Consider the following 25,580-nt stretch of genomic DNA (forward strand, 5'->3'; position numbering starts at 1 on the left):
GGCCGGGCTTACTGGCAACACGATTCAGCGCAGCGTGCCCGATGCAGTGGCCCGTGTGCTTGCGCTGCGCGAGGCCTCGATCAGCAGGATGATCATCAGGATGGTGCCGGCCAGCGCAAACACCGCATAGCCGATATTGCTGCCTTCAATGGCGAACAGCGACGGTGAATAGCTCTGCCCCGTGCAGATCATCGTGCCGGCTGTCATGCCCGTGTAGTGCATGCCGCAGACGGCCACCCCCATGATGAGCGCCGCACCGAACTGCTGGCCGCGTGTCTTGACGGTTGTTGCGAGCCACAGCGCGACCATCGACACCAGCACCGCAATCAAGGCCGAGACACCCATGATGGAGATGTCCCAGTCGAAGTTGCTGTTGGTGTGCACGGCGGCCATGCCGGTGTAGTGCATCACCGCCACACCCACGCCGGTCAGCACGCCGCCCTCTGCGACGTTTCGCAGGCGGTTGCCCGTGGTGCGCGATGCAATGACGAGGCCGCCGGCGGCAAACACCATCACCACCGCGAGTGACGCCAGGGTCATGAAGAGATCAAACTCGATCCGGACCGGTGTCCGGTAGGCCGCCATGCCGATGAAATGCATCGACCAGACGGCACCGCCGCCGAGCGCCACGCTGGCGCACACGAGCCTGTCCATGTCGATGGTGCCGTTCTTGTTGCGCACGCGTCTGGACCATCGCAAGCCCACATACGCCCCTGCCACCGAGATCAGATACGACAGCCCCACCAGCAGCCAGTCGTACGCATAGGGCACGACGGCGCCCGGCACCGCAGAAAAGCCGTTGAACATGACACACCCTCCCGTTGGGATACCAAAAGACCGCCGGATTGCCGGGCGGTATCGGCCGGCTGCCCTTGATTCCTGGGCAGCCACGTTTTCGTTATCGTGTGGCTGGAATTGGTCTCGATCGGGCCTTGGTGGGCAAGTATGGCGACGCGTGGTTGCCCGGCCAATTACCTGATCTAAGTAACTTTGGGTCCACTTTGGGCGCAGGCCCCCGGCTTGCTTGCGTTATGGGAAATGCGTTTCTCAGGAGGCCCCATGTCGCTCATCGTCGCTGCCCGTTTCGACACGTTTGATCGCGCCGAAGGCGCCGCGCGTGCGCTGTTCGCCCAGCGCTTTTCCGAGGACGATGTAAACGTCTTCTTCGTCAACCCATCCGGCCAGCACGCGGCATTTCCGATTGGCGGCGATCGCAATGCCGACCCGGGTGCCGCACGTGCTCATGCAGGCGCGGGCAAGGGAATGGCGATTGGCGCCTCCATTGGCGCCGTCGCCGGGGTGGTGCTGCTGCTTGCGTTGCACGTGGCCGTGCTGTTCTCGGTGGTCGCGGCCGGGGTGGGCGCCTATATCGGCTCGCTGGCGGGTGCGATGCTCGCCACGCGAGACGAGCCCAATCCTGCGCAGCCGCCCGACGCCACGTTGCGCACGCGCCATTCCGGCGTGCTGCTGGCGGCGCGCGTGACACCCGACCGCGAGGCCGAAGCCGCGCGCATTCTGGCCAGCGCCGGCGGGATGGATGTCGAAGAAGCCGCAGGCCGCTGGCGCAACGGCGAGTGGGTCGACTTCGACCCGCTCAGCCCTGCCAAGCTCAATCCGAAGATTGCTCAGCGGGCTGCGTGATCGACGTTGGCGACAAGAGAAATCAAACCGCCGTGCTGGGTGCCGTTCCGCCTGGCTGCACTGGCACCGGACGCGCCTGTGTATCGTTGAGCATGGTCCACACGAGGATGGCCGCCACGATGTCGAACACGGCCAGCGCCACGAACAGCGGGTTGTAGCCGATGGTCGTTGCCAGCGTGCCGACCGCCAGCGAGAAGAGCATGCCACCCATGTAGCCCGACATGCCTGCCAGCCCCACGGCCGTGCCGACTTCATGCTTGCCGAACATATCGGACGTGAGCGTATAGAGCGCGCCAGAGAGCGTCTGGTGGGCAAAGCCACCCACGCAGAACAGCGCAATCGCCGTGTAGGGGCTCGTCGCCAGACCAATGCAAGCCGGGCCGATCATGCACAGACAGCCCGTCACCATCACCAGCTTGCGAGACGTCACGAGCGATACCGAGAACCGCTTCTGGAACCACGGCGCCAGATAACCGCCCAGCACGCACCCCACGTCCGCTGCCAGGAACGGCAGCCACGCAAACAGGGCAATCTCTTTCAGGTTCATATGGCGCTCGGTGGCCATATAAAGCGGAATCCAGTAATTGAACGTCTGCCACGCCGGCTCCGACAGAAAGCGCGGGATGGCGATGCCCCAGAACCGGCGGCCGCTGACGATCTTGCCCCACGAGGGCTTGGGCGCATTCGCGTTGTCGTCCGATGTTTCCTGGCCGGCGCGGATGTAATCGCGCTCCTCTTCCGACAGGCGAAGGTGCTTGGCCGGCACGCGATACAGCAGGAACCACAGCACACTCCACACCAACCCGATCCCGCCGATCACGACAAAGGCAAAGCGCCAGTTGCCGTGCAAGATGCACCAGACCACCAGTGGGGGCGCCACCACCGCGCCCACGGACGAGCCGATGTTGAACCAGCCGGTTGCAATCGACCGCTCCTTGGCCGGGAACCACTCCGCCGTTGCCCGCAGCGCCGAAGGGAAACCTGCCGCTTCCGTCATCCCCAGCATCGCCCGGAACGCCGCCAGCGACAGCCAGCTCCCCGCCGTACTGTGCAGCAGGCAGACCACCGACCACGCCGCTGCAAACAGCGCAAAACCCAGCTTGGTGCCGAGCACGTCCAGCACGTAGCCCGCCACCGGCTGCATCACCATGTAGGCTGCCTGGAATGCCGCAACGATGTAGCCGTACTGCTGCGTGCTGATGTTCAGCACCTTATTCACTTCGGGCGCCGCCACGGCCAGCGCATTGCGGGCCAGGTAGTTCATGATCAGGCCGCTGAGTACCAGGACGATGATCCACCAGCGCAAGCCTTTGATGGGTTTCATTTGTTGTCTCCTAAGAGCCCCGGTTTGTTCTTGTGTGCGGGGCGTATTGCAGGTTCAGAGGTGCAAGACGGGTTCCGGCAATCCGGTCACGCCCGGGCGCACTGCAAACGTGGCGCCCGAGAGCGGGTCGTCGCCGATCAGGATCGACGTAACGAACAGGGTATCCAGCCCAGGCCCGCCGAACGCGCACATGGCAGGTTTGGACGTGGGAATGGCGATGCTGCGATCGAGACGACCATCCGGCGTGAAGCGATGCACAAACCCCGCATCGTTACCGCAGATCCAGTAGCAGCCGTCGGCGTCCACCGCAGCGCCATCGGGGCGGCCCGGGTGCGCGTTCATATCGATGAAGACGCGGCGGTTGTGCGGCGTACCGCTGTCAACGTCGTAGTCGAAGGCCCAGATGGTCTGGCGGCTTGCATGCGAATCCGACAGATACATCGTCTTGCCATCGGGGCTGAAGGCCAAGCCGTTCGGCACGATCAGATCGTCGATGACGGCATCGACACACCCGGCGCGCGCAGCCTCCGCATCAAAGCGATACAGCTTGCCGAGCGGCAGACCTAGCGAGGTATCGAACACCATCGTGCCGGCCCACAAACGGCCCTGGCGGTCGCAGCGGCCGTCGTTGAAGCGCATGTCAGGGCGCGAGTGCGCCACGGTGGCGAGACACTGCAGCGGGCCAAGCTCGGCGCCGGCGCGGGGCTGGGGTGCGAGGAAGATGCCTGTCTCCATGGCCATCGCCCAACCGTTGGACGTCATGGCAATACAGCCGGCCATCTCAGGCAGCGCCCAGCTGTTGGTCTGGCCGGAGAAGAAGTTCCAGCGCCACAGCCTGCGGCCCGGAATGTCCGTCCAGTACAGCGCTTGCTCGCCGGCATGCCAGATGGGGCTTTCGCCCACACCGCATTGCATGCTGCCAATGCGCTCGACAGTCGGCTCTACATTCACTTGCATTGCGTCAGCCTCCGAACGGGCCGGCTTTGACAAACGCTCCACCCTGGTACTGCGCAGCCGGGTCATCGGCGGGCAGCGGCGGTTGTGCCTCGACCTGTGCGCGGAAGATCTCGCTCGTCTCCGTAGGTGTGTAGCCAAGGTGCGCAGCGTGGCGGTTGTCCCACCAGCGGTCGCGGTTGTTCGACATGCCGTAGACGACGGTAAAGCCCACGCGTGGGACGAACAGCGCGCGGCGGATGAGCTGCTCCAGGTCGTCGTAGCCGAGCCAGGTGACAAGCATGCGGCGGTCCTTCGCTTCGGCAAACGAAGAGCCGATGCGGATGGCGACCGTCTCGATGCCATAGCGATCGAAATAGAAGCTGGCGAGCTGTTCGCCAAACACCTTGCTCAGCCCGTAGTAGCCATCGGGCTTGGTGGGCGCGGTGCTGTCGATCACCTCGCCCTGCTTGTAGAAGCCAATGGTGTGGTTCGAGCTGGCGAACACGATGCGGCGCACGCCATGGCGACGCGCGGCTTCGTACAGGTTATAGGTACCTGCAATATTGGCCGGCAGGATCTCTTCAAACGGCCGCTCGACCGACACGCCGCCCAGATGCACGATCGCATCCGTGCCGGCGACAAGCGCATCAACGGCTTTCGCGTCAGCCAGGTCACACGGTGCGAGCTCCTCGCCGGTGCGCGCTTCGCCGAGATTTGATATATCAGACAAGCGCAAAAAATCGGCGTATTTGGGTAGCCGCTCGCGCAGCACCTTGCCAAGGTTGCCGCCTGCGCCAGTCAGCAGCAGGCGGTGGCAACGCGTGGTCACCCCCGCGAGCGGGTCGGGTTGAACGTGTACTTCAGTGGTCATATCAGGTCACCGGGGCGGGATTGAACAGAGCCAGCGCATTATGCAGGCCCAGCTTGTCGGCGCAAACTTCCTTGCGGCCGCTCGCCACGTCAAGAATCAGGTGGAACAGCTCCCAGCCGATGTCGGCAATGCTCGCTTCGCCCGTGGCGATGCGGCCGGCGTCGAGGTCGATCAGGTCGTGCCACCGCTCGGACAGCGCCTTGCGCGTCGACACCTTGATGACCGGCGCCATGGCAAGCCCATACGGCGTGCCGCGGCCGGTAGTGAAGACCTGCAGGTTCATGCCAGAGGCCAGCTGCAACGTGCCGCACACGAAATCGCTCGCGGGCGTTGCGGCAAAGATCAGGCCCTTGCGACGCACCTTCTCGCCCGGACCAAGCACGTCGACGATGGGCGTGCTGCCAGACTTGACGATCGAACCCAGCGCCTTTTCCACAACGTTGGACAGGCCGCCCTTCTTGTTGCCCGGCGACGGGTTGGCGCTGCGGTCGGTCTGGCCGCCGCTCAGGTAGTTGTCGTACCACGCCATCTCGCGCAGCAGCGCACGGCCGACGTCTTCATCGATGGCGCGCGGCGTGAGCAGGTGAATGGCATCACGCACCTCGGTCACTTCCGAGAACATCACGGTGCCGCCTGCACGCACGATCAGGTCTGCCGCAAAGCCCACAGCGGGGTTGGCCGTCACGCCCGAAAACGCATCGCTGCCGCCGCACTGCACCCCGACCACGAGGTCGGACGCGGGGCAGGTTTCGCGCTGGCGCTTGTTCAGGTGTTCCAGGCGGCGCTCGGCCATCTCCATGATGGCGTCGGTCATGCCAATGAAGCCGTCGAAGGCTTCATCCTGCAGACGCAGCACCGGCGAATCCGCCGTGCCGGCAACTTCGATGGGAATGCGGCCACCCGGTGCGAGCCTTTCCGGCACGAGGCGTTCGGGCACGAGCTTTTCGCAGCCCAGGCCGATCACCATGATCTCGCCGCCAAAGTTCGGGTTGAGCGCCAGGTTTTGCAGCGTGCGAATCGGCACGATGGCGGCCGGCGCATTGATGGCGACGCCGCAGCCATACACGTGGTTCAGCGCCACCACATCGTCAACGTTCGGGAAGCGCGGCAGCAGCTCGCGCTTGATGCGGCCAACAACGTAATCCGTCACGCCGGCCACGCACTGCACGCTGGTCATGATGCCGAGCACGTTTTTCGTGCCGACCGTGCCGTCCGCGTTGCGATAGCCCTCAAAGGTGTAGCCCTCCAGTTTGGCGAGCTTGGGATCGGGGCGCGTGGCCAGCGGCAGCTCATCCAGCGCGGGAGCGGACGGCAGCTTCACGGCGTGCTCGTTGACCCAGCTACCGCGCGGCAGCGGCTTCACGGCATAGCCGATCACCTCGTTGTAGCGGATGATGGCGTCGCCTTCGGCCAGGTCGACCAGCGCCACCTTGTGGCCTTGCGGCACGCCTTCGACGAGCACGGTGCCATCGGCCAGTGCCGTGCCAGCCGGCAAGCCGCGTGCATTGACGACGATGGCGACGTTGTCACCATCGTGCACGCGAATCGTCAGCGCCTTTTCAGTTACGTTGCCGGCTTCAGGGGCCAGCGTCGGTTCAGACATCACAGACTCCGTGATTGATACAAACAGGTTTTGCTTCAACGTCCCAGGCTCGGACGTTTCGGGTCATACGCCCAGCCTGGCACGAGGTATTGCATGGCCATGGCGTCATCACGCGCGCCAGGGCCCAAAGTCTTGTACAGGGCATGGGCCGCCATGACGCGCTCCATGTCGATTTCGATACCGAGGCCCGGACGCTCCGGCACAGCCACATGGCCGCCCTGGATGCGCAGCGGTTCGCGCGTCAGGCGCTCCTCGGCTTCCTGCCAGATCCAGTGCGTATCGATGGCCGTGATGTTGCCCGGCGCGGCTGCGGCCACATGCGTGAACATCGCCAGCGACACGTCAAAGTGGTTGTTGGAGTGCGAGCCCCACGTCAGGCCCCACTCGTCGCACAACTGCGCGACGCGCACGGAGCCTTGCATGGTCCAGAAATGCGGATCTGCCAGCGGAATGTCGACCGCGTGCAGTTGGACGGCGTGGCCCATCTGACGCCAATCGGTGGCGATCATGTTGGTAGCCGTCGGGATGCCCGTGGCGCGCTTGAACTCGGCCATCACTTCACGGCCCGAGTAGCCGGCTTCGGGGCCGCACGGGTCTTCGGCATAGGCCAGCAGATGCCCCTGCCCCTTGCACAGCGCAATCGCCTCGTTGAGCGACCATGCGCCATTCGGGTCCAGCGTCACACGGGCCTGCGGGAAGCGCGCCTTGATGGCGGCAATCGCTTCCATCTCATCGGCACCGGGCATCACACCGCCCTTGAGCTTGAAATCGGCAAAACCGTAGCGCACGGTGGCAGCTTCAGCCAGGCGTGCAATGGCGTCGGGCGTCATCGCGGCTTCGTGGCGCAGGCGCAGCCAGTCGTCGGCGCCGTTGGCGCCATCCAGGTATGGCAGGTCGGTCTTGCGACGGTCGCCCACGTAGAACAAGTAGGCGAGCATTGGAGCGCTATCGCGCTGCTGGCCGGCACCGAGCAGCTCTGCCACCGGCACCTCCAGGAACTGGCCAAGCAGATCGAGCAGCGCGGCTTCCACCGCCGTGATGACGTTGTCCATGCGCAGGTTGATCTCGTGCGGCTGACGCAGCACGGCGGCTTCCGAGGCCGAGGTCACCTGGTGCACCGTCGCTTGGTGCGCGGCATTGCCGCCACCCGCCAGCGCCCGGCGAATGCTGTTCAGCACGCCGTTGGTACGGCCGATCGATTGACCAATCACGAGCGGAATCACGCGTTCCAGCGCCTGACGGATGCCCTCTCCGCCCGGCACCTCGCCCACGCCGGTGCGCCCGGCGGTGTCCTTCAGGATGACGAGGTTGCGCGTAAAGAACGGAGCGTGCGCGCCGCACAGATTCAGCAGCATGCTGTCGCGGCCCGCGACAGGGATCACCAGCATTTCCGTCACACTCGGTGTGTGCGTGCGTGCGCCGGATTCGATCGATTGCAATGTCACTTCCAAGGCTCCCGTGGCTTACAGCGGCTTCAGTTCCACACGCTTGATCTCGCCCACCATGAACAGGTAGCAGACGATCGCAACTGCAGCGTGGATACCGACGTACACCAGCGCACCGTTGAACGAACCCGTGGTGTTGACGATGTAGCCGATGGCGATAGGGGTCGTGATGCTCGACAGGTTGCCGAACGTGTTCATCAGCGCGCCCGACAAGCCGGCGATCTGCTTGGGCGCCGTATCCGAGTTCACCGCCCAACCCAGCGCACCGAGGCCCTTACCGAAGAACGACAGCGCCATGACCGCCACCACGATGGCCTGCGCATCGACGTAGTTGCAGATCACCATGGTCATGGAGAGCAGCATGCCCAGCACGATCGGCACCTTGCGCGCTACCGACAGCGACGCACCACGGCGAAGCAGCGCGTCAGAAATGATCCCGCCCAGAATGCCGCCCAGGAAACCGCACACCGCGGGAATCGACGCGACGATGCCCGCCTTCAGGATCGACATGCCACGCGCCTGCACCAGATACACCGGGAACCACGTGATGAAGAAGTACGTGAGCGCATTGATGCAGTACTGCGCGATGTACACACCCATCAGCATGCGGTTCTGCAGGAGCTGCTTGACGTAGCCGAGTTTCGGCCCTTCCGTCTTTGCCGCGCCGGCACGGTCCATGTTGACCAGGCCGCCGCCGGCTTCGATGTACTCGATTTCGGCGCGGTTCACACCCGGGTGGTCCTTCGGTTCGTGCACGAACGCCCTCCACACGACCGCCATGACGATACCGATCACGCCCATCACGATGAACACGTGATGCCAGCCGAACGCGTGCACCAGCCAGGCCATCAGCGGGGCAAACACCACCGTGGCGGCATACTGTGCGGAGTTGAAGATGGCCGCTGCAGTGCCGCGCTCATTGGCCGGAAACCACGCTGCCACGATACGGCTGTTCGCAGGGAAGGACGGCGCCTCTGCCGCGCCCACGAGGAAGCGCAGGAGAAACACCATAGCGATGGCTGTCGCGCCGGTAAAGAAGCCGATCGCACCCTGCGCCAGCGTGAACAGCGACCACAGCAGAATGCTGAACGTGTACACGCGCTTGGAACCGAAGCGGTCAAGCAACCAGCCGCCCGGAATCTGCGCAATCACATAGGCCCAGCCAAACGCCGAGAAGATATAGCCAAGCGACACGGCATCGATGCCGAGTTCCTTCTGCATGGCCGAGCCGGCAATGGAGATGGTCGCCCGATCGGCGTAATTGATGGTCGTCACGATAAACAGCATCGCGAGGATCACGAAACGCACGCGGCTCATGCGCTCAGCGCGCGGCACGGCCTGTGCTCCCACTGCAGGGGCTTTGATGTCCATCGTCTCCTCCTTAAGCCGGCACCCGTCGTGCCGGTCGGTTCAAGTTGCCGGGTCCTGTGCGGCCCGGCGTGTTGTTTTTGCTATTCGACTGTTACGGCTTCAGGCCCAGCTTCCATCCACCAAACGGCGCAGCTTGAGCGGATTGGCGTCTTGCAGGGCCTCGGGCAGCAGTTCGGCCGGCAGATCCTGGTAGCACACCGGGCGCAGGAAGCGCTCGATGGCCGCAGAGCCAACCGAAGTCGTGCGTGCATCCGTGGTTGCCGGCCATGGGCCGCCGTGCACCATGGCGTGGCACACCTCGACGCCGGTCGGCCAGCCGTTGGCCAGAATGCGGCCCGCCTTGCGTTCCAGAATCGGCAGCAGCGAACGCGCGATGGCTGTGTCGCCCGCATCCAGATGCAGCGTGGCGGTCAACTGGCCTTCGAGCGATTCGGCCAGCGCGCGCAGCTCTTCTGCATCGCGGCAACGCACAACCAGGCCGGTCGCGCCGAAGATCTCATCGTGCAGCGCCGGCTGCGCCTGAAAGCTCTTCGCATCGGTGATGTAGAAGCCGGCTTGCCCGCGGTTGGGTTGGTCGCTCTCTTGCCCGCGTGCGACGCAGCGCACGTTGGCCTCGGCGGCCAGCTTGTCGACGCCGCGCGTGTAAGCGGTGTGGATGCCGGCCGTGAGCATCGGCTGCGCAGCCACGTCGCCCATGGCGGCAGCGGCGGCAGCTTCAAAGGCATCCAGTTCCGGCCCGTCGATGGCGAGCAGCAGGCCCGGGTTCGTACAGAACTGGCCAGCGCCCATCGTGAGCGATGCCACGTATTGCTGGCCCAGCGCAGCAGCGCGCTTGGCCAGGGCATCGGGCAGCAGGAAGACGGGGTTGATGGCGCTCAGTTCGCCATACACCGGAATCGGCTGCGGACGGGTCTGCGCAATGCGCAACAGCGCCTGGCCGCCCGCGCGCGAGCCGGTAAAGCCAACTGCCTGGATACGCGGATCGGCCACCAGTGCGCCAGCCGCGTCGTTGTCCGCGAGGATGAGCGAGAACACGCCCTCCGGCAGCCCGCACTGGGCAACCGCAGCTTGAATGGCGCGACCCACCAGTTCGGACGTACCCGGGTGCGCCGGATGCGCCTTCACGACCACCGGGCAACCTGCAGCCAGCGCCGACGCGGTATCACCACCCGCCACCGAGAACGCCAGCGGGAAGTTGCTCGCGCCGAACACCGCCACCGGGCCCAGTGCGATGCGGCGCATGCGCAGGTCCGAGCGCGGCAGCGGCTTGCGCTCCGGCAGGGCCGAATCAAGGCGTGCGCCCACGGCATCGCCGGCACGCACTACGCTTGCAAACAGGCGCAGTTGGTTGCACGTGCGGCCACGCTCGCCTTCCAGGCGCGGACGCGGCAATGCCGATTCGGCCATCGCGCGTTCGATCAGCGCATCGCCCAGCGCTTCGATCTGGCTGGCGATGGCTTCCAGGAAGGCTGCACGGGTTTCCGGCGCGGTCTCGCGGTAAACGTCAAAAGCCGCGGCGGCCAGTTCAGCGGCACGTGCGGCATCGGCCTTGGAGGCCAGGGTGAATTCGGGTTCGAGCCATTCCCCGGTGGCGGGGTTCATGGCGCGAACCTTGCCGGCACCACCCGCTACGCGGGCAGCACCCAACAACAGTTCGCCGCTCAATTGCATATCGATTCCTTGTGTTTTCGGTTGCGCTCAGGCCGCCAGCTTTTCCACTTCGGCAATGCGCGACACCAACGCAGACAGTTCTGCCGTCTCGGCATCGGTCAGGTCGGTCAAGGGGGCGCGGACCGGACCTGCATCACGGCCAATGACCTTCATACCGGCCTTGACGATCGACACCGCATAGCCGCGCTTGCGATTGCGCAGCTGGATGTACGGCAGCACGAATTCGTTGAGCATCTTGTAGACCTTGGCATTGTCGAACGCTCGCACGGCGGCGTAGAACTCTAGCGCGAACTTCGGCACGAAGTTGAAAATGGCCGACGAATACGTCGACACACCCATCGTCAGGTACGGCAGCGCAAAGGTCTCGGCGGTCGGCAGGCCACCAACGTAGGTAAAGCGGTCGCCCAGGCGGGCGTAGATGCGGGTCATCAGTTCCAGGTCGCCTACACCGTCCTTGAAGCCGACGAGGTTCGGGCAGCGGTCAGCCAGGCGTTCGAGGTGGTTCTCGTCCAGGATCTGGTTGGCGCGGTTGTAGACGATCACGCCCAGCTTGGTCGATTTGCAGACCTGCTCCACGTGCGCGGCCACGCCGTCGGCGGAGGCTTCGGTCAGGTACGGCGGCAGCAACAGGATGCCGTCGGCGCCGGCAGCTTCAGCGGCCTTGCAGTATTCGATCGATTCGGCCGTGCCGCGGCCAGCCGGGGCAATCACCGGAATCTTGCCGCCGGTTTCCGCCACGGCAGCGCGCACCACGTGGTCGGTTTCAGCCGCGGTGAGCGAGAAGAATTCGCCCGTGCCACCGGCGGCAAACAGGCCGGCTGCATCGTGGCTGAACAGCCAGTTCAGGTTGGCGCGATACGCTGCCTCGTCGAACGACAGGTCCGACGCCTTGAAGTGCGTGACCGGAAAAGACAGCAGACCAGAGCCGATCTGTTGGGCGAATTCTTTGGGGCTGTATCGGGACATGTCTCGCTCGCGATGAATGCGTGTTGTTGATGAGCGAATTCTTGCACCCGCATCGATTCAAGTCCAAGCCAACTGCTGTCTCGATTAATACAAAACTTGTATTGATACAGGGTCTTCCCTAAGTCCCCGATTTCGATGCTGCAGCCGCACGTGACGGCGCGGCCGCGTCTGGTCAGTGGCGCGTCAAACTGCGCCCTCGGCCTCCACGTAAAGGGCGTACAAAGAATGCGAACTCGCCATGTAAAGGCGGTTGTTCTTCGGCCCGCCGAAGGTCAGGTTGGGGCAGCGTTCCGGCAGGTGGATGAAACCGATCGGCTTGCCGTGCGCGTTGAAGATCTTCACGCCGTCGTAGTCGGCTGAATTGATGCCCAGGCGCCCGTCCGAGCCCCAGCCGCACCAGAGATTGCCGTCCTTGTCGACGCGAAAGCCATCGAGTGCCCCCGCGCCGTTGGCGTCGATCAGCTTGGTCTTGTTGGACGCCGTGCCGTCGGGTGCGATGTCGTAGCTCCAGATGCTGCGCGACGGCGTGCCCTTCCACTCGACCACGTAGAGCTTCTTCTCGTCGGGCGAGAACGCCAAGCCGTTCGGGTTGACGAGGTCGGTGATGATCGCTCGGATGCTGCCGTTCGGGTCGATCCGATAGACGTTGGTCGTGGCCTGCTCCGGCTGCGCCTTGAAGCCCTCCCAGTTGCCGTTGATGCCGAACGTCGGGTCGGTGAACCAGATGCTGTCGTCGGACTTGACCACGATGTCGTTGGGCGCGTTCAGCCGCTTGCCCTGGTATTGATCAGCCAGCACGGTAATGCTGCCGTTGAATTCGGTGCGCGTGATGCGGCGCGTCACGGAGTGCTCGCACGTGACGAGGCGCCCCTGCCGGTCGCGCGTATTGCCGTTGGCGTAGTTCGACGGCTCGCGGAACACGCTGAACGCGCCATTCGTCTCGTCGTATTTCATGATGCGGTTGTTCGGGATATCGCTTACGAGCAGGTAGCGCCCGGCAGGAAAGTAGACGGGCCCTTCGGCCCAACGCATGCCCGTGGCAAGTTGCTCCACCGAACTGCTGTACAGGCGGTATTTCAGAAAGCTCGGGTCGAGCACTTCCACCGCCACGTCGGGGTAACGCGCGTTCGGCCTGAACCCTTCGATCTTCTGTGCGGCGGCCAGGCCGCTGGCCGCTGCAAGCCCTGCGCCTGCCACGCTCCTGAGAAACCTGCGGCGGTCGACTTCCGCGCTTTCCATGGACATGCTCGTCTCCTGATGGTTGTTATTGGCCCTTCAAGCCGAAGGGGCGAGCCGATTCTTGCACCGGCGATCTTTCCCATTCAAGATAAGCACTGACTCAATCCATACAGGTTTTGAATCGATGTTTGAACTCAGCCAACTCCGCTGCTTTGTTGCCGTGGCCGAAGAACTGCACTTTGGGCGCGCAGCGGAACGCCTGCACATGACGCAGCCGCCGCTGTCACGCCAGGTGCGTCTGCTCGAACACCAGGTCGGTACAGAGCTGCTGGAGCGCAACAGCCGCTCGGTCAAGCTGACCGCTGCGGGGCGCAGTTTTCTGCCCGATGCATCGCGCATCCTGCGCTTGGCGGATGAGGCGGCAGCCACGGCCCGGCGCGTGGCCACAGGTGCCGCAGGCCAGTTGGCGATTGGCTTTACCGCGTCGGTCGGCTACGGGAAGTTGCCCTTGCTGGTGAGCGCCGTGCGGGCGGCGTCACCCGGCGTGCGATTGACGCTCAAAGAAATGGTGAGCGGCGCGCAACTCTCCGCGCTGGATGCGCGCGAGATCGACGTCGGCCTGCTGCGCCCGCCGGTGGAGCACGGCGAACTGATTGCCGTGCCGTGCTCGCAGGAAGCACTCGTGATCGCCCTGCCGGAAGCGGTGGCTGACACTTGGCCGCAACGCCCCAGCCTGCGCGATTGCGAGGGGCAGCCGCTGCTGATGTATTCGCCATACGAGGCGCGCTATTTCCACCAGATGGTGAGCAGCCTGTTCGAGCGTGCGGAGGTGCTGCCCGACATCGTTGAATACGTCAGCCAGATCCACTCGATGCTGGCGCTGGTGCGTGCCGGCATTGGCGTAGCGCTCATTCCCGCGGCGGCGGCCATGCTGCACTTCGAGGGCGTCGTCTACCGCCCGGTGCGCACCACGCCCGCCACGCCGGTTGAACTCTGGATGGCCTATCGCAAGGACAACGACAACCCGGTGTTCAACCTGCTCAAGACGGTGCTGCACAACTCGCTTGCCGAGGGGCACTGAACTCACGCGGCACTGCACTTGCTGAACCATGGCGATCCCGACCAGGAGACCGCCATGCCGAAAACACGCCAGAACATTCGACGCTCCGCCATATGGTCTGCCGCGGTTGCCATCGGTTTGACCGTGGTTGCGCTGCCGCACCCCGCCCACGGCAAGCTGCCACCGCCCACGCCGGCCGAACAAGCCGCCTCTGCAAAGCAGGCCGAGACGGAACGCGCACAAAAAGCGCAAGAGCAAGCCCAGCTGACCGAAGTGCAGGACCGCTTGGCGGCACGCTTTGGCAAGGGTGGCAACAACGCCCCGGACGCCGCCACTCCGGCCTCTAATCTGCCCAAGAACGTCGTGGAAGCGCCCGGTACCGCTGGCCCGCATGGCGGCTCGCGGCCCAGTGCGGAATCCCATTCGGGCAACGCCCGCTAAGCCACAAGCGGAAACCCAAGCTTCAAAGGTGGAAGCCGCCGCGGGCAGCAATACGGCCTCCACCTTGACCATGCATCGATCGACCCGTTGATCAGCACCGACATGATCGCGACGTGCTGTGCAGCCGAATCCACGCTCTGCACGACAACTCCGGGCTGCTCCCCGTCAGCCGCACGGCACTTGGGGTTTCAGTAGACGCCTCCGCCCAAGTCCAGCAAGATGCGCAAAACCCCACATCAGGAACTTGCCGATGAGCACGCCTGCCCGCGCTGCTGTTTCCGCTGCGGCATCCGCACAAACCCAGTCCACGGTGCCGCTGCGTGATTTCGTGACCGCTCTGTCGCGCTTGCTGGATCAGCAGCCGACTGAAGCCGAGATCCTCGAGCGCGCCGGCGCCCTGCTCGGCGAACTCGTCGCCCGCGACGACTGGTTACCCGCTGAATACGCGCAGCCGCACCCCGAGCACTTCCAGCAGTTCCTGCTGCATGCCGATTCGGGCGAGCGCTTTTCCATCGTCAGCTTTGTCTGGGGCCCTGGTCAGCGCACGCCCATTCACGACCACACCACATGGGGCCTGATCGGCATGCTGCGCGGCGCTGAATACTCGCAACCGTTCAAGCTCGACGCGCAAGGCAAGCCCCAACCCGACGGGCCAGCCATCCGCCTGGAGCCCGGCGCTGTGGAGCGCGTTTCCCCGCGCATTGGCGACATCCACCGCGTGCACAACGCCTTTGACGATCGCACGTCGATCAGCATCCACGTGTATGGCGGCAACATCGGCGGCATCCACCGCTCCGTCTATATGGAAGACGGCGAGCGCAAGCCTTTCGTCTCCGGCTATTCGAATACCCATCTGCCCAATCTCTGGGATCGCTCCAAGGACACGCCCGCATCATGAGCAGCCCTATCGACACCATTGAATCGCCGGTCGCTGCGCCGCTGGCCGAAACCCACGTCCCGACGCTCGCGTATGCCGACGTGCGCGCTGCCCTGCTGGCTCGCAAGGAGATCGCGCTGCTCGACGTCCGCGAGGAAGACCCGTACGCGCAAGCGCACCCGCTGTGGGCGGCCAACCTGCCGCTCTCGCGGCTGGAGCTGGAAGCGTGGTCGCGCATTCCGCGCCGCGATACATTGATCGTGTTGTATGGCGTGCACGATGGCGTGGACCTCGCCCCGCAAGCGGCCGCCAAGCTGTCCGAACTCGGCTATACGCGCGTGTACCTGCTCGAAGGCGGCCTCGATGGCTGGCGCGCCGCCGGCGGCGAAGTCTTTCAAGACGTGAACGTGCCCAGCAAGGCCTTTGGCGAATACGTGGAGGCGCACCGCCATACGCCTTCGTTCAGCGCGCAGGAGGTCAAGGCGCTGCTCGATGCCAAGCGCGACGTGGTCATCGTCGATGCCCGCCGCTATGAAGAATTTCAAACCATGAGCATCCCCACGGCGACGAGCGTGCCGGGAGCCGAGCTGGTGCTACGCATCCGCGAGCTGGCGCCGGACCCGAGCACGCAGGTCATCGTCAATTGCGCCGGGCGCACGCGCAGTATCATCGGCACGCAATCGCTCGTGAATGCCGGCATTCCCAACCCGGTGGCGGCACTGCGCAACGGCACCATCGGCTGGCTGCTGGCTGATCAGGTGTTGGACCATGGCGCCAGCCGCCGGCACCCGCTGGACGTGTCTGCAGATACGCGCGCGCAGGCGCAAGCCGATGCGCGCGCCGTCGCCGAACGCGCCAACGTCCCGCGCATTGCACTGGCTGACGTCGCCAAACTGGAGGCGCCGGACCGCACGCTCTACAAGCTCGACGTGCGCACGCCCGAGGAATACGCCGCCGGCCACCTTCCCGGCTTTGCCAGCGCGCCCGGCGGGCAGCTTGTGCAGGAAACCGATCACACAGCAGCAGTGCGCGGCGCCCGCATCGTCCTGGCCGATGACGACGGCGTGCGCGCCGACATGTCCGCCTCGTGGCTCGCACAAATGGGCTGGGAGGTCTATGTCGTCGATCTGGTCGACGCCAGCGAGCGCAGCGTCACTGGCACGTGGCAGACGCCCGCTCCACAACCTCCTGCCGTGCGCACGGTTGACGCCCACGCCCTGGCCGGCTGGCTGGAAGCGGGCGACACAGCCGTCATCGATGTCACGCGCAGCGCCAACTACGTTGCGCGGCATATTCCGGGCGCGTGGTTTGCCGTGCGCTCAGACTTGCCCGCAGCGCTCGCGCGCATCCCGACGGCACGCCGCTATGTGCTGACCTGTGGCTCCAGCCAGCTCGCCCGCTTTGCCGCCGCCGACCTTGCCGAGCTGACGCAAGCCGAGGTGTGGGTGCTCGACGGCGGCACGGCAGCATGGGTGGCGGCCGGCCTGCCCGTAGAAACCGGCGAGACCCACCTGGCCTCAGCCCGCATCGACCGCTACCGCCGCCCGTATGAAGGCACGAGCGCCCCGCGCACCGCGATGCAGGGGTATCTCGATTGGGAGTTCGGGCTGGTGGAGCAATTGCGGCGGGATGGTACGCACGGGTTTCGGGTGATCTGACCCGCCTTCGAGGTTCGGAACGTGAGGCTTGGCGTTTTGAACTCGACACTTCGGGTTCCAATACTCCGCGCTTGAGGTTCCGAACTGCACCGTTGGCGTTCGGAACCTGACGGGTAGCGTTCAGAACCTCGATATCTCGTAGTTCGAACGCCGACATTGAGGTTCTGAACGCCATGCATGAGGTTCAAAACTCGGCACGCCGGGTTCATAATCCCCGATCACGAGGTTCGGAACCCGGCGGTTGGGGTCTCAAACCCCGCATACACCTCAGCTCACTTGCTTGCTAACACCGCTCACAACGAGCGATAACAAAACTCGTTTTGCGCGTCAGCTTGCCTTGAGTAGCATCGGGACTTCCTCGCAGAGGTTCCCTCATGTCCCCCTTCATCGCCCTGTGCCTGCTCATCACCTACGTGGTGTGGGGCACAACGTATCTCGCCATCCGCTTTGCGCTGACCGATCTGCCGCCCTTCCTGATGATGGGCTCGCGCTTTCTGGCCGCGGCATTGCTGCTCGCTCCGCTGGCCATCCTGCGCCAGCGCGGGAAACCGGAAGATCGGCCGACCGCACGCCAGGTCCGCAACTGCGCGCTCATCGGTGCGTTCATGCTGGTGGGCGGCATGGGCATGACAGCGGTGGCAGAGCAGACCATCTCGTCGGGTGCGACCACGGTGATGATCGCATCGATGCCGCTGTTCTCCACGCTGTGGACGTTGCTAGCAGGCGGCCGCCTGCGTGCGTATGAGATTGGCGCCATTGCGCTGGGCAGCATCGGGATTGCGGTGCTGTTTCGCGGGGCGGAGTTCCAGGCCAGCACGGTCGGCGTGCTGGCACTGACCACCGCCATTGCTTCGTGGTCATTCGGCTCGCAGCTCTCAAAACGGATCGACATGCCCAAGGGCATGACGGCGTTCGTACTCGAGATGGCGTTTGGCGGCGTGGCGCTCGTCCTGCTCAGCCTGATCACCGGCGAAGTGTGGCCCAAGCACATCGGCATGCATTCCGCGCTTGCATGGGGCTACCTCGTGGTGTTCGGCTCGGCCATTGCCTTCACGGCTTACATGGCGCTGGTGGAGCGCGTGTCCACCGTCATGGCGACAAGCTATGTGTATGTGAACCCGCCCATCGCCCTGCTGATGGGCGCGTGGTTGGCCGATGAAGTAGTCGCGCCACAGACGCTGGGTGCGACGGGCATCATCCTGGCGGCGGTGGTGGTGCTGACGGCCGGGGCTACGCGGGCGGCGCGGCGGGCTGCGGCTTGAACGCCCCCAATGGCCACTCAGCAAAAAGCCCGCGCATTGACGGGCTTTTCTTTTGGCGCGATCAAGCCGTCTTGATTTCAGTCAGCAGATCGGGGTGGTGATCCAGAAGCTTCAAGAGTTTCACCAGCGCCAGAGACGGTTTCGTCTTACCGGTTTCATAGCGCGAGAACGCATTGACGCCGCCACCAAAAATCTCGGCGGCCTCACGTTGGTCAAGATTCAGCTTGCGACGCACAGCCGCGATGTAGGCGGGGTCAACGTAGGCCGAATTCACCTGACGTTGAAAGGCGGACACCAGTTCGCCATATCGGTTGCCCTGCCCCCGTTCGAGCACGATTTCATCGCATGCCGGGCAGAAATCTCCGGTCACGGAGGGGATGACAGTGGTTTCGCCTTTGTAGGCGTACGGCACATCGCGCGTGTCATGAATCAACTCGGCAGCACCACAGCTCGGGCATTTCACGATCAAAGCTCCTTGAAGGAAACGATCAGCACGTCATCAACGACGGTCAGCTTCAGGTAGATGTCTTGGTCGCTCGCCTTGGCGTGATAGACGTCTTGCCACACGCGGTGGTCGGCATGCGTTGTCATGCTCTTGCAAAAGCAGTGCGGCGTAAGCGTCATGACGACTGCGCACATACCCGCCAAATTCGTGATACCGAGTTCGAGCGCACCCTCGTATGCGCTGCGTGTCGCGCGCACGCTGCCGGATCGGATCAGTTCGCGAACGAGCGACAGTTTGGCATGTGGCGTACGTTTTTCCATGCACGCCAAATTAACCTAGTTGGTTATTATACCAAATAGGTCAATTCTGAAAGCTCGGCTTTCTGCGGGAGGAAATTACCCCGCCAACGACGACGGCAACGACGCGCTCGGCATCGCGTCCTCGTCGGCACACGCAGCGGTGCCGCTGTCCGCAGTGTTGTCCAGCCGGTTGAGCCACGCCATCAACGCGTCGGCTTGCTGCGGGCGCGAGAACAGATAGCCCTGCCCCAGGTCGCATCCGGCGTTGCGCAGCAACGCGAGCTGTTCGGGGTCTTCCACGCCTTCGGCCACCACTTGCATGCGCAGGCTATGCGCCATGGCGATCACCGCGCCGGCAATGGCTTCGCCGTCGCCGGGCATGCGCTGCACGAAGCTGCGGTCGATCTTGAGCTTCTGGATCGGGAAACGCTGCAGATACGCCAGCGACGAATACCCGGTGCCGAAATCGTCAATCGACAGGCTGATGCCGGCCGCGTGCAGGGATTCGAGCAGCGCGATGTTGGCCTCGATGTCTTCCATCAGCACGCTCTCCGTAATTTCGAGTTCGAGCTGATTCGGCGGCATGCCGGTTTCGCGCAGCACGGCCATGACGTTTTCCACGAGGGCCGGGTCACGCGTCTGCCGCGCCGACAGGTTGACGGCCACCCGCAGCGTGACGCCGTCTTCGTGCATCCAGCGCACAGCCTGTTGGCATGCGGTGCGCAGCACCCATAGGCCGAGCGGCACGATCAGGCCGGTTTCTTCCGCCACCGCGATGAACTCGCCGGGGCCGATCAGGCCGATCTCTGGATGGCGCCAGCGCACCAGCGCCTCCACGCCGTAGACGTTTGCTTTGCAGATCACCGCATCGTGTGCGTCTTCTGTGCACAGGCGCACCTGCGGCTGGTAGGCCAGCAAAAGCTCTTCGCGGTCGAGCGCGCGGCGCAGATCGGCTTCCACACGCAGGCGGCGGCGCGCCTGCTGGTCCATCTCCGATGTGAAGCTCGCAGCTGCGTTCTTGCCGTGATTTTTGGCGTGGTACATCGCCGTATCGGCGTTGCGTGTGAGCACCTGCACGTCGCGCGCGTCATGCGGATACAGGCTCACGCCCACGCTCGCCGTCACGTAAATCTGATGCAGGTCGAGCGCAAACGGCGCCGCCAGCGCGGCAAGAATGCGTTTGGCCAAGCCATCGGCCAACGTTGCCGCTTCCGTGTCGGCAATCTGCGCACGGCCAGACAGCTCTGCGATCACCGCGAACTCATCCCCGCCGATGCGGCACAGCACGGCACGCAAGTTGGCTTGGTCGACCACGTCATTCAGCCGCCGCGCAACCTGGCGCAGCAGGCGGTCGCCGTTGTTGTGGCCCAACGTGTCGTTGACCACCTTGAAGTTGTCCAGATCCAGCAGGAGCAGCCCCACTGCACCCGCTTGGCCTGCGCGCTTGAGCGACACCTGCAGGCGTTCGTTGAAGGCATGCCGGTTCGGCAGTTCCGTGACCGAATCGATGTGGGCGAGGTAATCCAGATGCGCCTCTGCCTGCAGCACCGCGCGGCGCATGCGGGCGATCACGAGATACGCCAGACCCATCGCGCCGATGCCCACCGACACCGTGAGCACGGCATAGCCGAGCAGTTGCATGTACAGCTCGGTCAGGCTCGAGCGCACCACCACATAGCCGATCACGCGACGCTCCGACTCCACCGGCTCCACCACCTCCAGCGTGGTCAGCGTGGACACATCCGAGTCCCGCAGCATGGCGGCATCGGGCGCGCGCACCGGCCCGGCATCGCGGTGCTGGTACAGCGCCAACGGCTTGCGCAATGCACTGAAAATACCGGCCGCACGCAGCGACGGCGATGCCTCCAGGGCGGCCAGCGTTTCTTCTGCGGCACGACGGTCATTGAAGAGCAGCGCGGCCACGCTGTTGGCGCCAACGATGCGCGCCTGCACGTGCACGTCGCGCACCAGCGCCGCATGCAGCGCGATGAACTGGAACACGATGAGCAGGAACCCCGCGATGGTCAGCGCCGCGCCAGCACCGGCCATGTTGGCCCGCACCATGGAGTGCCCCAGGCGGGGCCGAGGGGTCGGAATGGACAAGCTCATTGCACGGTCCTAGCCAGGCGCAGCAGTTGCGAGCTGAGCTGCAGATGGGCCTGCCGCGCGGCCACTGCATCGATGTCGAAAACCACGCGATCGTCATGCAGCGTCAACGCGATCATCGGTTCGGGGTTGCCGGCCACGCGCTCGTTCTTCGGGCTGTCGGACACCGTCAGCACCGGCGTGCCCGGGTCGAGGCGCACGCCGTTCTGGGCACGCGTGTCAAACACCAGGACATGGCAGCCGGCAACGGTGCCGTCGTTGATATGTCGGATTTCCAGGCGGTGTCCGCGCACGGGTTTTCCTGTCAGTTTTTCCAAGGCCGCTTGCAACGGATGCTGTGCTGTCACGCACACCACCATTGGCGCGTCGGCCTGCATGACATCGGCCGGCCAGTTGGTGAACAGCGCAAAGTTATAGATGAACGCCGCCTTGACCTGCCCCTCGCTGGCCTGCATCTGCGCGTGCGTGGCACCCATGCAGGCCACGCCCGCCAGCACGGCGCCCAGCACCGCGCATAACCTGCGCGGTCGTGGCCATAGGGCACGTCGGACGATGCCGTGCGGGGCTCTCATCGGAAGGTGTAGGTGAACTTCACGCGAAAGGCACGGCCATCCTGCTCGACGGACGGCTGCGGCAACTCCGGCCCGGCCGGATCGGCATAGCGCCGATCGAACAGGTTGTAGATGCTGGTCGACATCTCCAGGTTGGGCGCCAACCGTGCCGCCAGCAAGGTCAGGTTGGCGATCCAGTAACCGCCCACCTGGCCGGCTGTCGTCAGCCGGTTGCTGATGTACTGCGCCTCCACCCCAGCACGCCAGTCGCTGCGCCACACAGGCGCGGTGGCGTTGATCTTGAGCATGTGACGCGGCGAGTTGCTCAACGTCTGGCCGGCATCGACGTCTTCGGAACGCTGGAAGCTGTAGCTCGTGCGCAGGCGCGTGCCGCCCGGCCAGTTCTGCTCGTAGCCGAGTTCTGCGCCGCGTGTGCGCACACGCGCTACGTTGCTGAAAAAGAGCAGCCCCGTGTTTGGGTCTTCGCTCTGGCTGATCAGGTTGGAAACGTTGTTCTGAAACACCGACAAGGTCGCCTTGCCGCCTGCCGCAACTTGCTGCTCGACTACCGTTTCATACGTGCGTATGCGTTCAGCCGACAGCCCATTGGTGACTTGCTGCCCCCCGGGCGCACTGGTCTGATAGTTCAGCTCGTAATCGTTCGGCGCGCGATAGGCCATGCCGTAGATCGCCTTGACGGTGGTCGTTGGAGCGGCATGCCAGATCAGGCCCACGCGCGGGCTGAAGATGCCCGGCGCAAAACTCGTGTGGTCGTAGCGCAGGCCCGTGTCCAGCACCCAGTCCCGATGGAGCATGAATTGATCCTGCACATACACGCCCACGCGGTTGTTGTCGCGATGGTCGTCCAGGTAGCTGGCGTACGGCGCTGTATCGAAATTGCGCATTGCATCACGGTAGTCGCGTTGCAGCTCCGTGCCGATGACCAGAGTGTGGCGTTCGATGCGGCGGGTCACGAGCTTGAGTTCCGTGCCGTACCACGCAGTGTCGAATAGATCGCGGTTGATGCCGACCGGTGGTGGGCTGTATGCGTAGTCCCCCTGCGAGACATAGCGGCCCCAGAACAGCCGCGCCGTCACGTCGGTCGTGTCGTCCAGCGCGTGCTGCCACGTGCCGTTGAACATCTGCCGCGTGTCGACGGTGCGCGAGCGCGGGTCGTTGAAGCTTTGGTCGTACGGCGCCGTCGGCACGCCCTTCGTACGATCGACGTAGCCGAAGGTCAGCCCGAACTCGCCAAAACTCCCCTTGGCAAACAGGCGCTTGGCGCGGTCGTATTCCATACCGCGGGCCACGCCATCGCTCACGCCCGGCTGGTTGAACTCGGGAAAGTAGAGGTCGCGCCCCGGGGCATCGTTCACGCTGGCCGACAGCAGCCATTCGGCGCCGTTCTCGGCCCGATTGCCCCACGTCACGCGGGCATCGCGCGCATTGGCGCTGCCCGCTGATCCGCTGGCCTGCACGCCGTCAATGTCGCGGCCCCGCTTTGTGATGATGTTGATCACACCGAATAGCGCGTTCGATCCGTACACCGCCGAGCCCGCTCCGGGCACGTACTCCACCCGCTCGATCAGGTCGACGTCCAGGATGGCTTCGGTGCCGACGGCCGCCTGGTCGAAGATGGGATCGTTGGTGCGATGGCCATCAATCAGCAACAGGAAGCGCGTGTCGTAATCGCCCGCGCGCAAGAAGCCGCGTGCGCCCAGCGCGGTGTAGTTGCGATCGTAGTTGGTGTAGAGCCCCGGAAGACTGCCCAGAATGTCAGCCAGCGTGCGCCAGCCATAGGCTTTGATGTCAGCAGCGGTGATGACCGAAACCCTGGCGGGTGCCTCATTTGCGGCTTGCGCGTACTTGGATGCGCCGGTGACGACTTGCACCTGCATGAGTTGCTCGATAGGCAGTGCGGTCAGATCGGTGACGTCTGTTTGCGCCAACGCCGTGCGGCAAAGCAACGCACCGGCCACCGCAAACATTTGCGCGCACCGCTTCGGGTGGGATGGCACGCACGGCAAGCGTATGGGCAACGCGAATGAATGCTCGGCACTCGGGTGTTTGCGGCAACCAAGCGCAAACGCACGGGCAATTACAACAAGGGGCGACATCAGCAGAACCGGCAAAACCGATCACATCTCTGGAGGGACGTTCAGCGGGAATTCGATAGTTCTGCTTTAAAACGGAGAACCGGCGCGGTTCTTTACCCCTCCCAGGCTGGGGCGACACATTACCGCCGTTATGGTGTGGAGGCAGCACGGGCCATTTGTGACGCCAGAGGCTCAGCGGCGGCGCTTGCGCAAACGTTCGATGGCGACTAGTTGCGCGACGGCCTCGGCCAGCTCCGCCTGCGCACGTGCATAGTCGAATTTGCTCTTGCTGTTCTGCATGTGCTCTTCTGCGGCCTTGCGCGCCTGCTCGGCTTTGGCCTCATCCAGGTCGTGTGCGCGCACAGCCGTGTCTGCCAGCACGATGACCTGCTCGGGTTGCACGTCGACAAAGCCGCCGGCCACGAAGAGGATCACCTCTTCCCCGTTCTCCTGCGTGACCCGGACGGTGCCCGGACGCAGCCGCGTAAGCAGACGTTCATGGCCGGGCAGAATGCCTAGTTCACCCTCGGTGCCGGGGATGACCACAAACTTGGCGTTGCCTTCGTACAGCCGCTCTTCTGCCGTGACGACATCGACCTTCAGCACCGGCATGGTGTCTCCTCTGTTACGCGCATAGGTTCATACGGTAGCACGATGTGCGCCCGGCGCCCTCCTCGAAACTCGCTCAAAATTCAGGCCAGCGTCGACGCAAGCAGCCACGGCTGACCGTAAGGTTTAACGGTATGTAGCGTCACAAACGCTGCCTAGACTGTGCACCTGACGATCAAAAAGACATATCAGGGAAACACAAGCATGCTGGGCGATCTATTGATGTCGTTCTTCGAGGTGGCGCGCCAGGGCAGCGTTACCTCCGCTGCCAAACACCTGCGCCTGTCGCAGCCGACCGTGACCGGACGCATCCGCCAGCTGGAGGAGATGTACGGCGTGGAGTTGTTCCACCGCCGCGGCAGCCGGCTGGACCTTTCAGACCTGGGCGTGAGCCTCATGCCCATCGTCGAGCGCCTTGCGCAGCAGGAAGGTGACGTCGATTTTCTCCTGCGCAATGCCGGCGATCTGCGCACTGGCAACCTGCGCGTGGGCGCCACGGGCCCTTACTACATCCTGCCCAGCGTGGCGGCGTTTCGCGCGCGGCATCCGACCATCGAGATCACCATCGAATTCGGCAATTCGCAGCAGATGCTCGAGGCGCTCTCGGAGGTGCGTATCGACCTGGCGGTTTCGTCTCACGCCGTGGATGACGAACGCCTGCATCGCATCACGCTGGCTGAAGACACCATGGTGCTGGTCGTGCCGCTAGACCATGCGCTTGCACGGCGCCCGAGCATCACGTTGGATGACGTTGCCGGCTGCCAGCTGCTGATGCGCGAACCGGGCTCCGTCACCCGCCGGGTTACCGAAGACGCGTTCGCCGCAGCCGGCATCGAGCCTGCCAGCACGAGCATCATCGGCAGCCGCGAAGCCATTTACGAGGCGATCAGCCTTGGGCTTGGCTGCAGCATCGTGCCCGCGCGTGAAGCACCGCGCCGGCCCGACGTGCGCGTGCTGCCGTTTGCAGACAACGCGCCGGTCATCCACGAATATCTGTACTTCCTGAAGGAGCGCAAGGACGCACGGCTGATACGCGCGTTCCTCGACTGCCTGAACCCGCAGGTTGCGCAGGCACCAAAGAAAAACGCCGATGCGTTCATCGCCAAAGTTATGGCGATGGACACAGCCGCGACGCGCTAGGGCCGTAACCTCGCGGTTTTTCAACCGCC

23 protein-coding genes are annotated in these 25,580 nt (G+C 64.3%); 7 read left to right on the forward strand and 16 right to left on the reverse strand.

What is annotated here, in order from left to right; translation table 11 throughout:
* Positions 1 to 24: 24 nt before the first annotated feature.
* Complete coding sequence (locus ACCD03_RS19455; RefSeq protein WP_413412602.1) at positions 25 to 807, reverse strand: MHYT domain-containing protein; 783 nt, start codon at positions 805 to 807, stop codon at positions 25 to 27.
* Between the two features lie 252 nt (positions 808 to 1,059).
* On the opposite strand from ACCD03_RS19455, the gene ACCD03_RS19460 reads away from it, so the two are divergent.
* On the forward strand, positions 1,060 to 1,641 hold the full coding sequence (locus tag ACCD03_RS19460; protein WP_413412603.1) for a hypothetical protein: 582 nt from the start codon (positions 1,060 to 1,062) through the stop codon (positions 1,639 to 1,641).
* Between the two features lie 22 nt (positions 1,642 to 1,663).
* Here the strand turns inward: ACCD03_RS19460 and ACCD03_RS19465 are convergent, their stop codons facing one another.
* The 9 genes from ACCD03_RS19465 to ACCD03_RS19505 form a co-directional block, all read right to left on the reverse strand.
* On the reverse strand, positions 1,664 to 2,965 hold the full coding sequence (locus ACCD03_RS19465) for an MFS transporter (protein ID WP_413412604.1): 1,302 nt from the start codon (positions 2,963 to 2,965) through the stop codon (positions 1,664 to 1,666).
* 54 nt (positions 2,966 to 3,019) lie between these two features.
* Complete coding sequence (locus tag ACCD03_RS19470) at positions 3,020 to 3,922, reverse strand: SMP-30/gluconolactonase/LRE family protein (RefSeq protein WP_325650462.1); 903 nt, start codon at positions 3,920 to 3,922, stop codon at positions 3,020 to 3,022.
* A 4-nt stretch (positions 3,923 to 3,926) separates the two neighbouring features.
* Positions 3,927 to 4,772: an NAD-dependent epimerase/dehydratase family protein gene (locus ACCD03_RS19475; RefSeq protein ID WP_413412605.1), complete on the reverse strand. Its 846-nt coding sequence runs from the start codon at positions 4,770 to 4,772 to the stop codon at positions 3,927 to 3,929.
* A 1-nt stretch (position 4,773) separates the two neighbouring features.
* A complete protein-coding gene (gene garD / locus ACCD03_RS19480; RefSeq protein WP_316675900.1) occupies positions 4,774 to 6,375 on the reverse strand; it encodes a galactarate dehydratase in 1,602 nt (533 codons plus the stop codon).
* Positions 6,376 to 6,410: 35 nt separating this feature from the next.
* Positions 6,411 to 7,820: an enolase C-terminal domain-like protein gene (locus tag ACCD03_RS19485; protein WP_413412606.1), complete on the reverse strand. Its 1,410-nt coding sequence runs from the start codon at positions 7,818 to 7,820 to the stop codon at positions 6,411 to 6,413.
* 18 nt (positions 7,821 to 7,838) lie between these two features.
* Entirely contained in the window at positions 7,839 to 9,191 is a 1,353-nt protein-coding gene (locus ACCD03_RS19490; RefSeq protein WP_045203988.1) for an MFS transporter, read from the reverse strand.
* A gap of 99 nt (positions 9,192 to 9,290) precedes the next feature.
* Complete coding sequence (locus tag ACCD03_RS19495; protein WP_413412607.1) at positions 9,291 to 10,862, reverse strand: aldehyde dehydrogenase (NADP(+)); 1,572 nt, start codon at positions 10,860 to 10,862, stop codon at positions 9,291 to 9,293.
* Between the two features lie 27 nt (positions 10,863 to 10,889).
* Positions 10,890 to 11,828, reverse strand: coding sequence for a 5-dehydro-4-deoxyglucarate dehydratase (gene kdgD / locus ACCD03_RS19500; protein ID WP_045203990.1), 939 nt, complete (start codon positions 11,826 to 11,828; stop codon positions 10,890 to 10,892).
* Positions 11,829 to 12,011: 183 nt separating this feature from the next.
* Entirely contained in the window at positions 12,012 to 13,073 is a 1,062-nt protein-coding gene (locus tag ACCD03_RS19505; protein ID WP_413412608.1) for an SMP-30/gluconolactonase/LRE family protein, read from the reverse strand.
* A gap of 118 nt (positions 13,074 to 13,191) precedes the next feature.
* Between ACCD03_RS19505 and ACCD03_RS19510 the strand changes: the two genes are divergently transcribed.
* The 5 genes from ACCD03_RS19510 (at position 13,192) to ACCD03_RS19530 (ending at position 18,305) form a co-directional block, all read left to right on the forward strand.
* Positions 13,192 to 14,088, forward strand: a complete 897-nt coding sequence (locus ACCD03_RS19510) for a LysR substrate-binding domain-containing protein (protein ID WP_413412609.1) — start codon at positions 13,192 to 13,194, stop codon at positions 14,086 to 14,088.
* Between the two features lie 54 nt (positions 14,089 to 14,142).
* Entirely contained in the window at positions 14,143 to 14,508 is a 366-nt protein-coding gene (locus ACCD03_RS19515; protein WP_413412610.1) for a hypothetical protein, read from the forward strand.
* Between the two features lie 250 nt (positions 14,509 to 14,758).
* Positions 14,759 to 15,406, forward strand: coding sequence for a cysteine dioxygenase (locus ACCD03_RS19520; protein ID WP_413412611.1), 648 nt, complete (start codon positions 14,759 to 14,761; stop codon positions 15,404 to 15,406).
* Entirely contained in the window at positions 15,403 to 17,043 is a 1,641-nt protein-coding gene (locus ACCD03_RS19525) for a rhodanese-related sulfurtransferase (protein WP_413412612.1), read from the forward strand. The genes ACCD03_RS19520 and ACCD03_RS19525 overlap by 4 nt, the downstream gene beginning before the upstream one ends.
* 374 nt (positions 17,044 to 17,417) lie before the next feature.
* Positions 17,418 to 18,305: an EamA family transporter gene (locus ACCD03_RS19530; protein WP_325650483.1), complete on the forward strand. Its 888-nt coding sequence runs from the start codon at positions 17,418 to 17,420 to the stop codon at positions 18,303 to 18,305.
* A 61-nt stretch (positions 18,306 to 18,366) separates the two neighbouring features.
* Here ACCD03_RS19530 and ACCD03_RS19535 read toward each other — a convergent pair whose 3' ends face one another.
* The 6 genes from ACCD03_RS19535 to ACCD03_RS19560 form a co-directional block, all read right to left on the reverse strand.
* Positions 18,367 to 18,768 (reverse strand): type II toxin-antitoxin system MqsA family antitoxin, encoded by a 402-nt coding sequence (locus ACCD03_RS19535; RefSeq protein ID WP_413412625.1) that lies wholly within the window; start codon positions 18,766 to 18,768, stop codon positions 18,367 to 18,369.
* A gap of 2 nt (positions 18,769 to 18,770) precedes the next feature.
* The gene (locus ACCD03_RS19540; RefSeq protein ID WP_413412613.1) at positions 18,771 to 19,070 is read right to left on the reverse strand and encodes a type II toxin-antitoxin system MqsR family toxin; all 300 of its coding nucleotides are present in this window, start codon (positions 19,068 to 19,070) and stop codon (positions 18,771 to 18,773) included.
* A gap of 75 nt (positions 19,071 to 19,145) precedes the next feature.
* A complete protein-coding gene (locus tag ACCD03_RS19545) occupies positions 19,146 to 21,158 on the reverse strand; it encodes a putative bifunctional diguanylate cyclase/phosphodiesterase (protein WP_413412614.1) in 2,013 nt (670 codons plus the stop codon).
* Positions 21,155 to 21,727 carry a YfiR family protein gene (locus tag ACCD03_RS19550; protein ID WP_413412615.1) on the reverse strand — a complete coding sequence of 191 codons (573 nt, stop codon included), beginning with the start codon at positions 21,725 to 21,727 and terminating at the stop codon, positions 21,155 to 21,157. Before ACCD03_RS19550 ends, ACCD03_RS19545 begins: the two co-directional genes overlap by 4 nt.
* On the reverse strand, positions 21,724 to 23,694 hold the full coding sequence (locus ACCD03_RS19555) for a TonB-dependent receptor plug domain-containing protein (protein ID WP_413412616.1): 1,971 nt from the start codon (positions 23,692 to 23,694) through the stop codon (positions 21,724 to 21,726). Before ACCD03_RS19555 ends, ACCD03_RS19550 begins: the two co-directional genes overlap by 4 nt.
* 300 nt (positions 23,695 to 23,994) lie before the next feature.
* A complete protein-coding gene (locus tag ACCD03_RS19560) occupies positions 23,995 to 24,414 on the reverse strand; it encodes a F0F1 ATP synthase subunit epsilon (protein WP_045204000.1) in 420 nt (139 codons plus the stop codon).
* Positions 24,415 to 24,615: 201 nt separating this feature from the next.
* Here ACCD03_RS19560 and ACCD03_RS19565 point away from each other — a divergent pair, with 201 nt between their 5' ends.
* Positions 24,616 to 25,551 (forward strand): LysR substrate-binding domain-containing protein, encoded by a 936-nt coding sequence (locus tag ACCD03_RS19565; RefSeq protein WP_413412617.1) that lies wholly within the window; start codon positions 24,616 to 24,618, stop codon positions 25,549 to 25,551.
* Positions 25,552 to 25,580: the final 29 nt, after the last annotated feature.

The sequence above is a fragment of the Ralstonia sp. Ralssp135 genome, from assembly GCF_047304345.1.
GTDB classification, from domain to species: Bacteria; Pseudomonadota; Gammaproteobacteria; order Burkholderiales; family Burkholderiaceae; genus Ralstonia; species Ralstonia chuxiongensis.

Excerpts from the sequence above, each read along its gene's own strand:
- ACCD03_RS19505 (WP_413412608.1), bottom strand. The coding sequence starts at position 13,073 with ATGTCCATGGAAAGCGCGGAAGTCGACCGCCGCAGGTTTCTCAGGAGC.
- ACCD03_RS19460 (WP_413412603.1), top strand. The coding sequence starts at position 1,060 with ATGTCGCTCATCGTCGCTGCCCGTTTCGACACGTTTGATCGCGCCGAA.
- kdgD (WP_045203990.1), bottom strand. The coding sequence starts at position 11,828 with ATGTCCCGATACAGCCCCAAAGAATTCGCCCAACAGATCGGCTCTGGT.
- ACCD03_RS19550 (WP_413412615.1), bottom strand. The coding sequence starts at position 21,727 with ATGAGAGCCCCGCACGGCATCGTCCGACGTGCCCTATGGCCACGACCG.
- ACCD03_RS19545 (WP_413412614.1), bottom strand. The coding sequence starts at position 21,158 with ATGAGCTTGTCCATTCCGACCCCTCGGCCCCGCCTGGGGCACTCCATG.
- ACCD03_RS19555 (WP_413412616.1), bottom strand. The coding sequence starts at position 23,694 with ATGTTTGCGGTGGCCGGTGCGTTGCTTTGCCGCACGGCGTTGGCGCAA.
- ACCD03_RS19515 (WP_413412610.1), top strand. The coding sequence starts at position 14,143 with ATGCCGAAAACACGCCAGAACATTCGACGCTCCGCCATATGGTCTGCC.
- ACCD03_RS19565 (WP_413412617.1), top strand. The coding sequence starts at position 24,616 with ATGCTGGGCGATCTATTGATGTCGTTCTTCGAGGTGGCGCGCCAGGGC.
- ACCD03_RS19530 (WP_325650483.1), top strand. The coding sequence starts at position 17,418 with ATGTCCCCCTTCATCGCCCTGTGCCTGCTCATCACCTACGTGGTGTGG.
- ACCD03_RS19495 (WP_413412607.1), bottom strand. The coding sequence starts at position 10,862 with ATGCAATTGAGCGGCGAACTGTTGTTGGGTGCTGCCCGCGTAGCGGGT.
- ACCD03_RS19470 (WP_325650462.1), bottom strand. The coding sequence starts at position 3,922 with ATGCAAGTGAATGTAGAGCCGACTGTCGAGCGCATTGGCAGCATGCAA.
- ACCD03_RS19540 (WP_413412613.1), bottom strand. The coding sequence starts at position 19,070 with ATGGAAAAACGTACGCCACATGCCAAACTGTCGCTCGTTCGCGAACTG.
- ACCD03_RS19475 (WP_413412605.1), bottom strand. The coding sequence starts at position 4,772 with ATGACCACTGAAGTACACGTTCAACCCGACCCGCTCGCGGGGGTGACC.
- ACCD03_RS19465 (WP_413412604.1), bottom strand. The coding sequence starts at position 2,965 with ATGAAACCCATCAAAGGCTTGCGCTGGTGGATCATCGTCCTGGTACTC.
- ACCD03_RS19520 (WP_413412611.1), top strand. The coding sequence starts at position 14,759 with ATGAGCACGCCTGCCCGCGCTGCTGTTTCCGCTGCGGCATCCGCACAA.
- ACCD03_RS19525 (WP_413412612.1), top strand. The coding sequence starts at position 15,403 with ATGAGCAGCCCTATCGACACCATTGAATCGCCGGTCGCTGCGCCGCTG.
- ACCD03_RS19510 (WP_413412609.1), top strand. The coding sequence starts at position 13,192 with ATGTTTGAACTCAGCCAACTCCGCTGCTTTGTTGCCGTGGCCGAAGAA.
- ACCD03_RS19560 (WP_045204000.1), bottom strand. The coding sequence starts at position 24,414 with ATGCCGGTGCTGAAGGTCGATGTCGTCACGGCAGAAGAGCGGCTGTAC.
- ACCD03_RS19490 (WP_045203988.1), bottom strand. The coding sequence starts at position 9,191 with ATGGACATCAAAGCCCCTGCAGTGGGAGCACAGGCCGTGCCGCGCGCT.
- ACCD03_RS19455 (WP_413412602.1), bottom strand. The coding sequence starts at position 807 with ATGTTCAACGGCTTTTCTGCGGTGCCGGGCGCCGTCGTGCCCTATGCG.
- garD (WP_316675900.1), bottom strand. The coding sequence starts at position 6,375 with ATGTCTGAACCGACGCTGGCCCCTGAAGCCGGCAACGTAACTGAAAAG.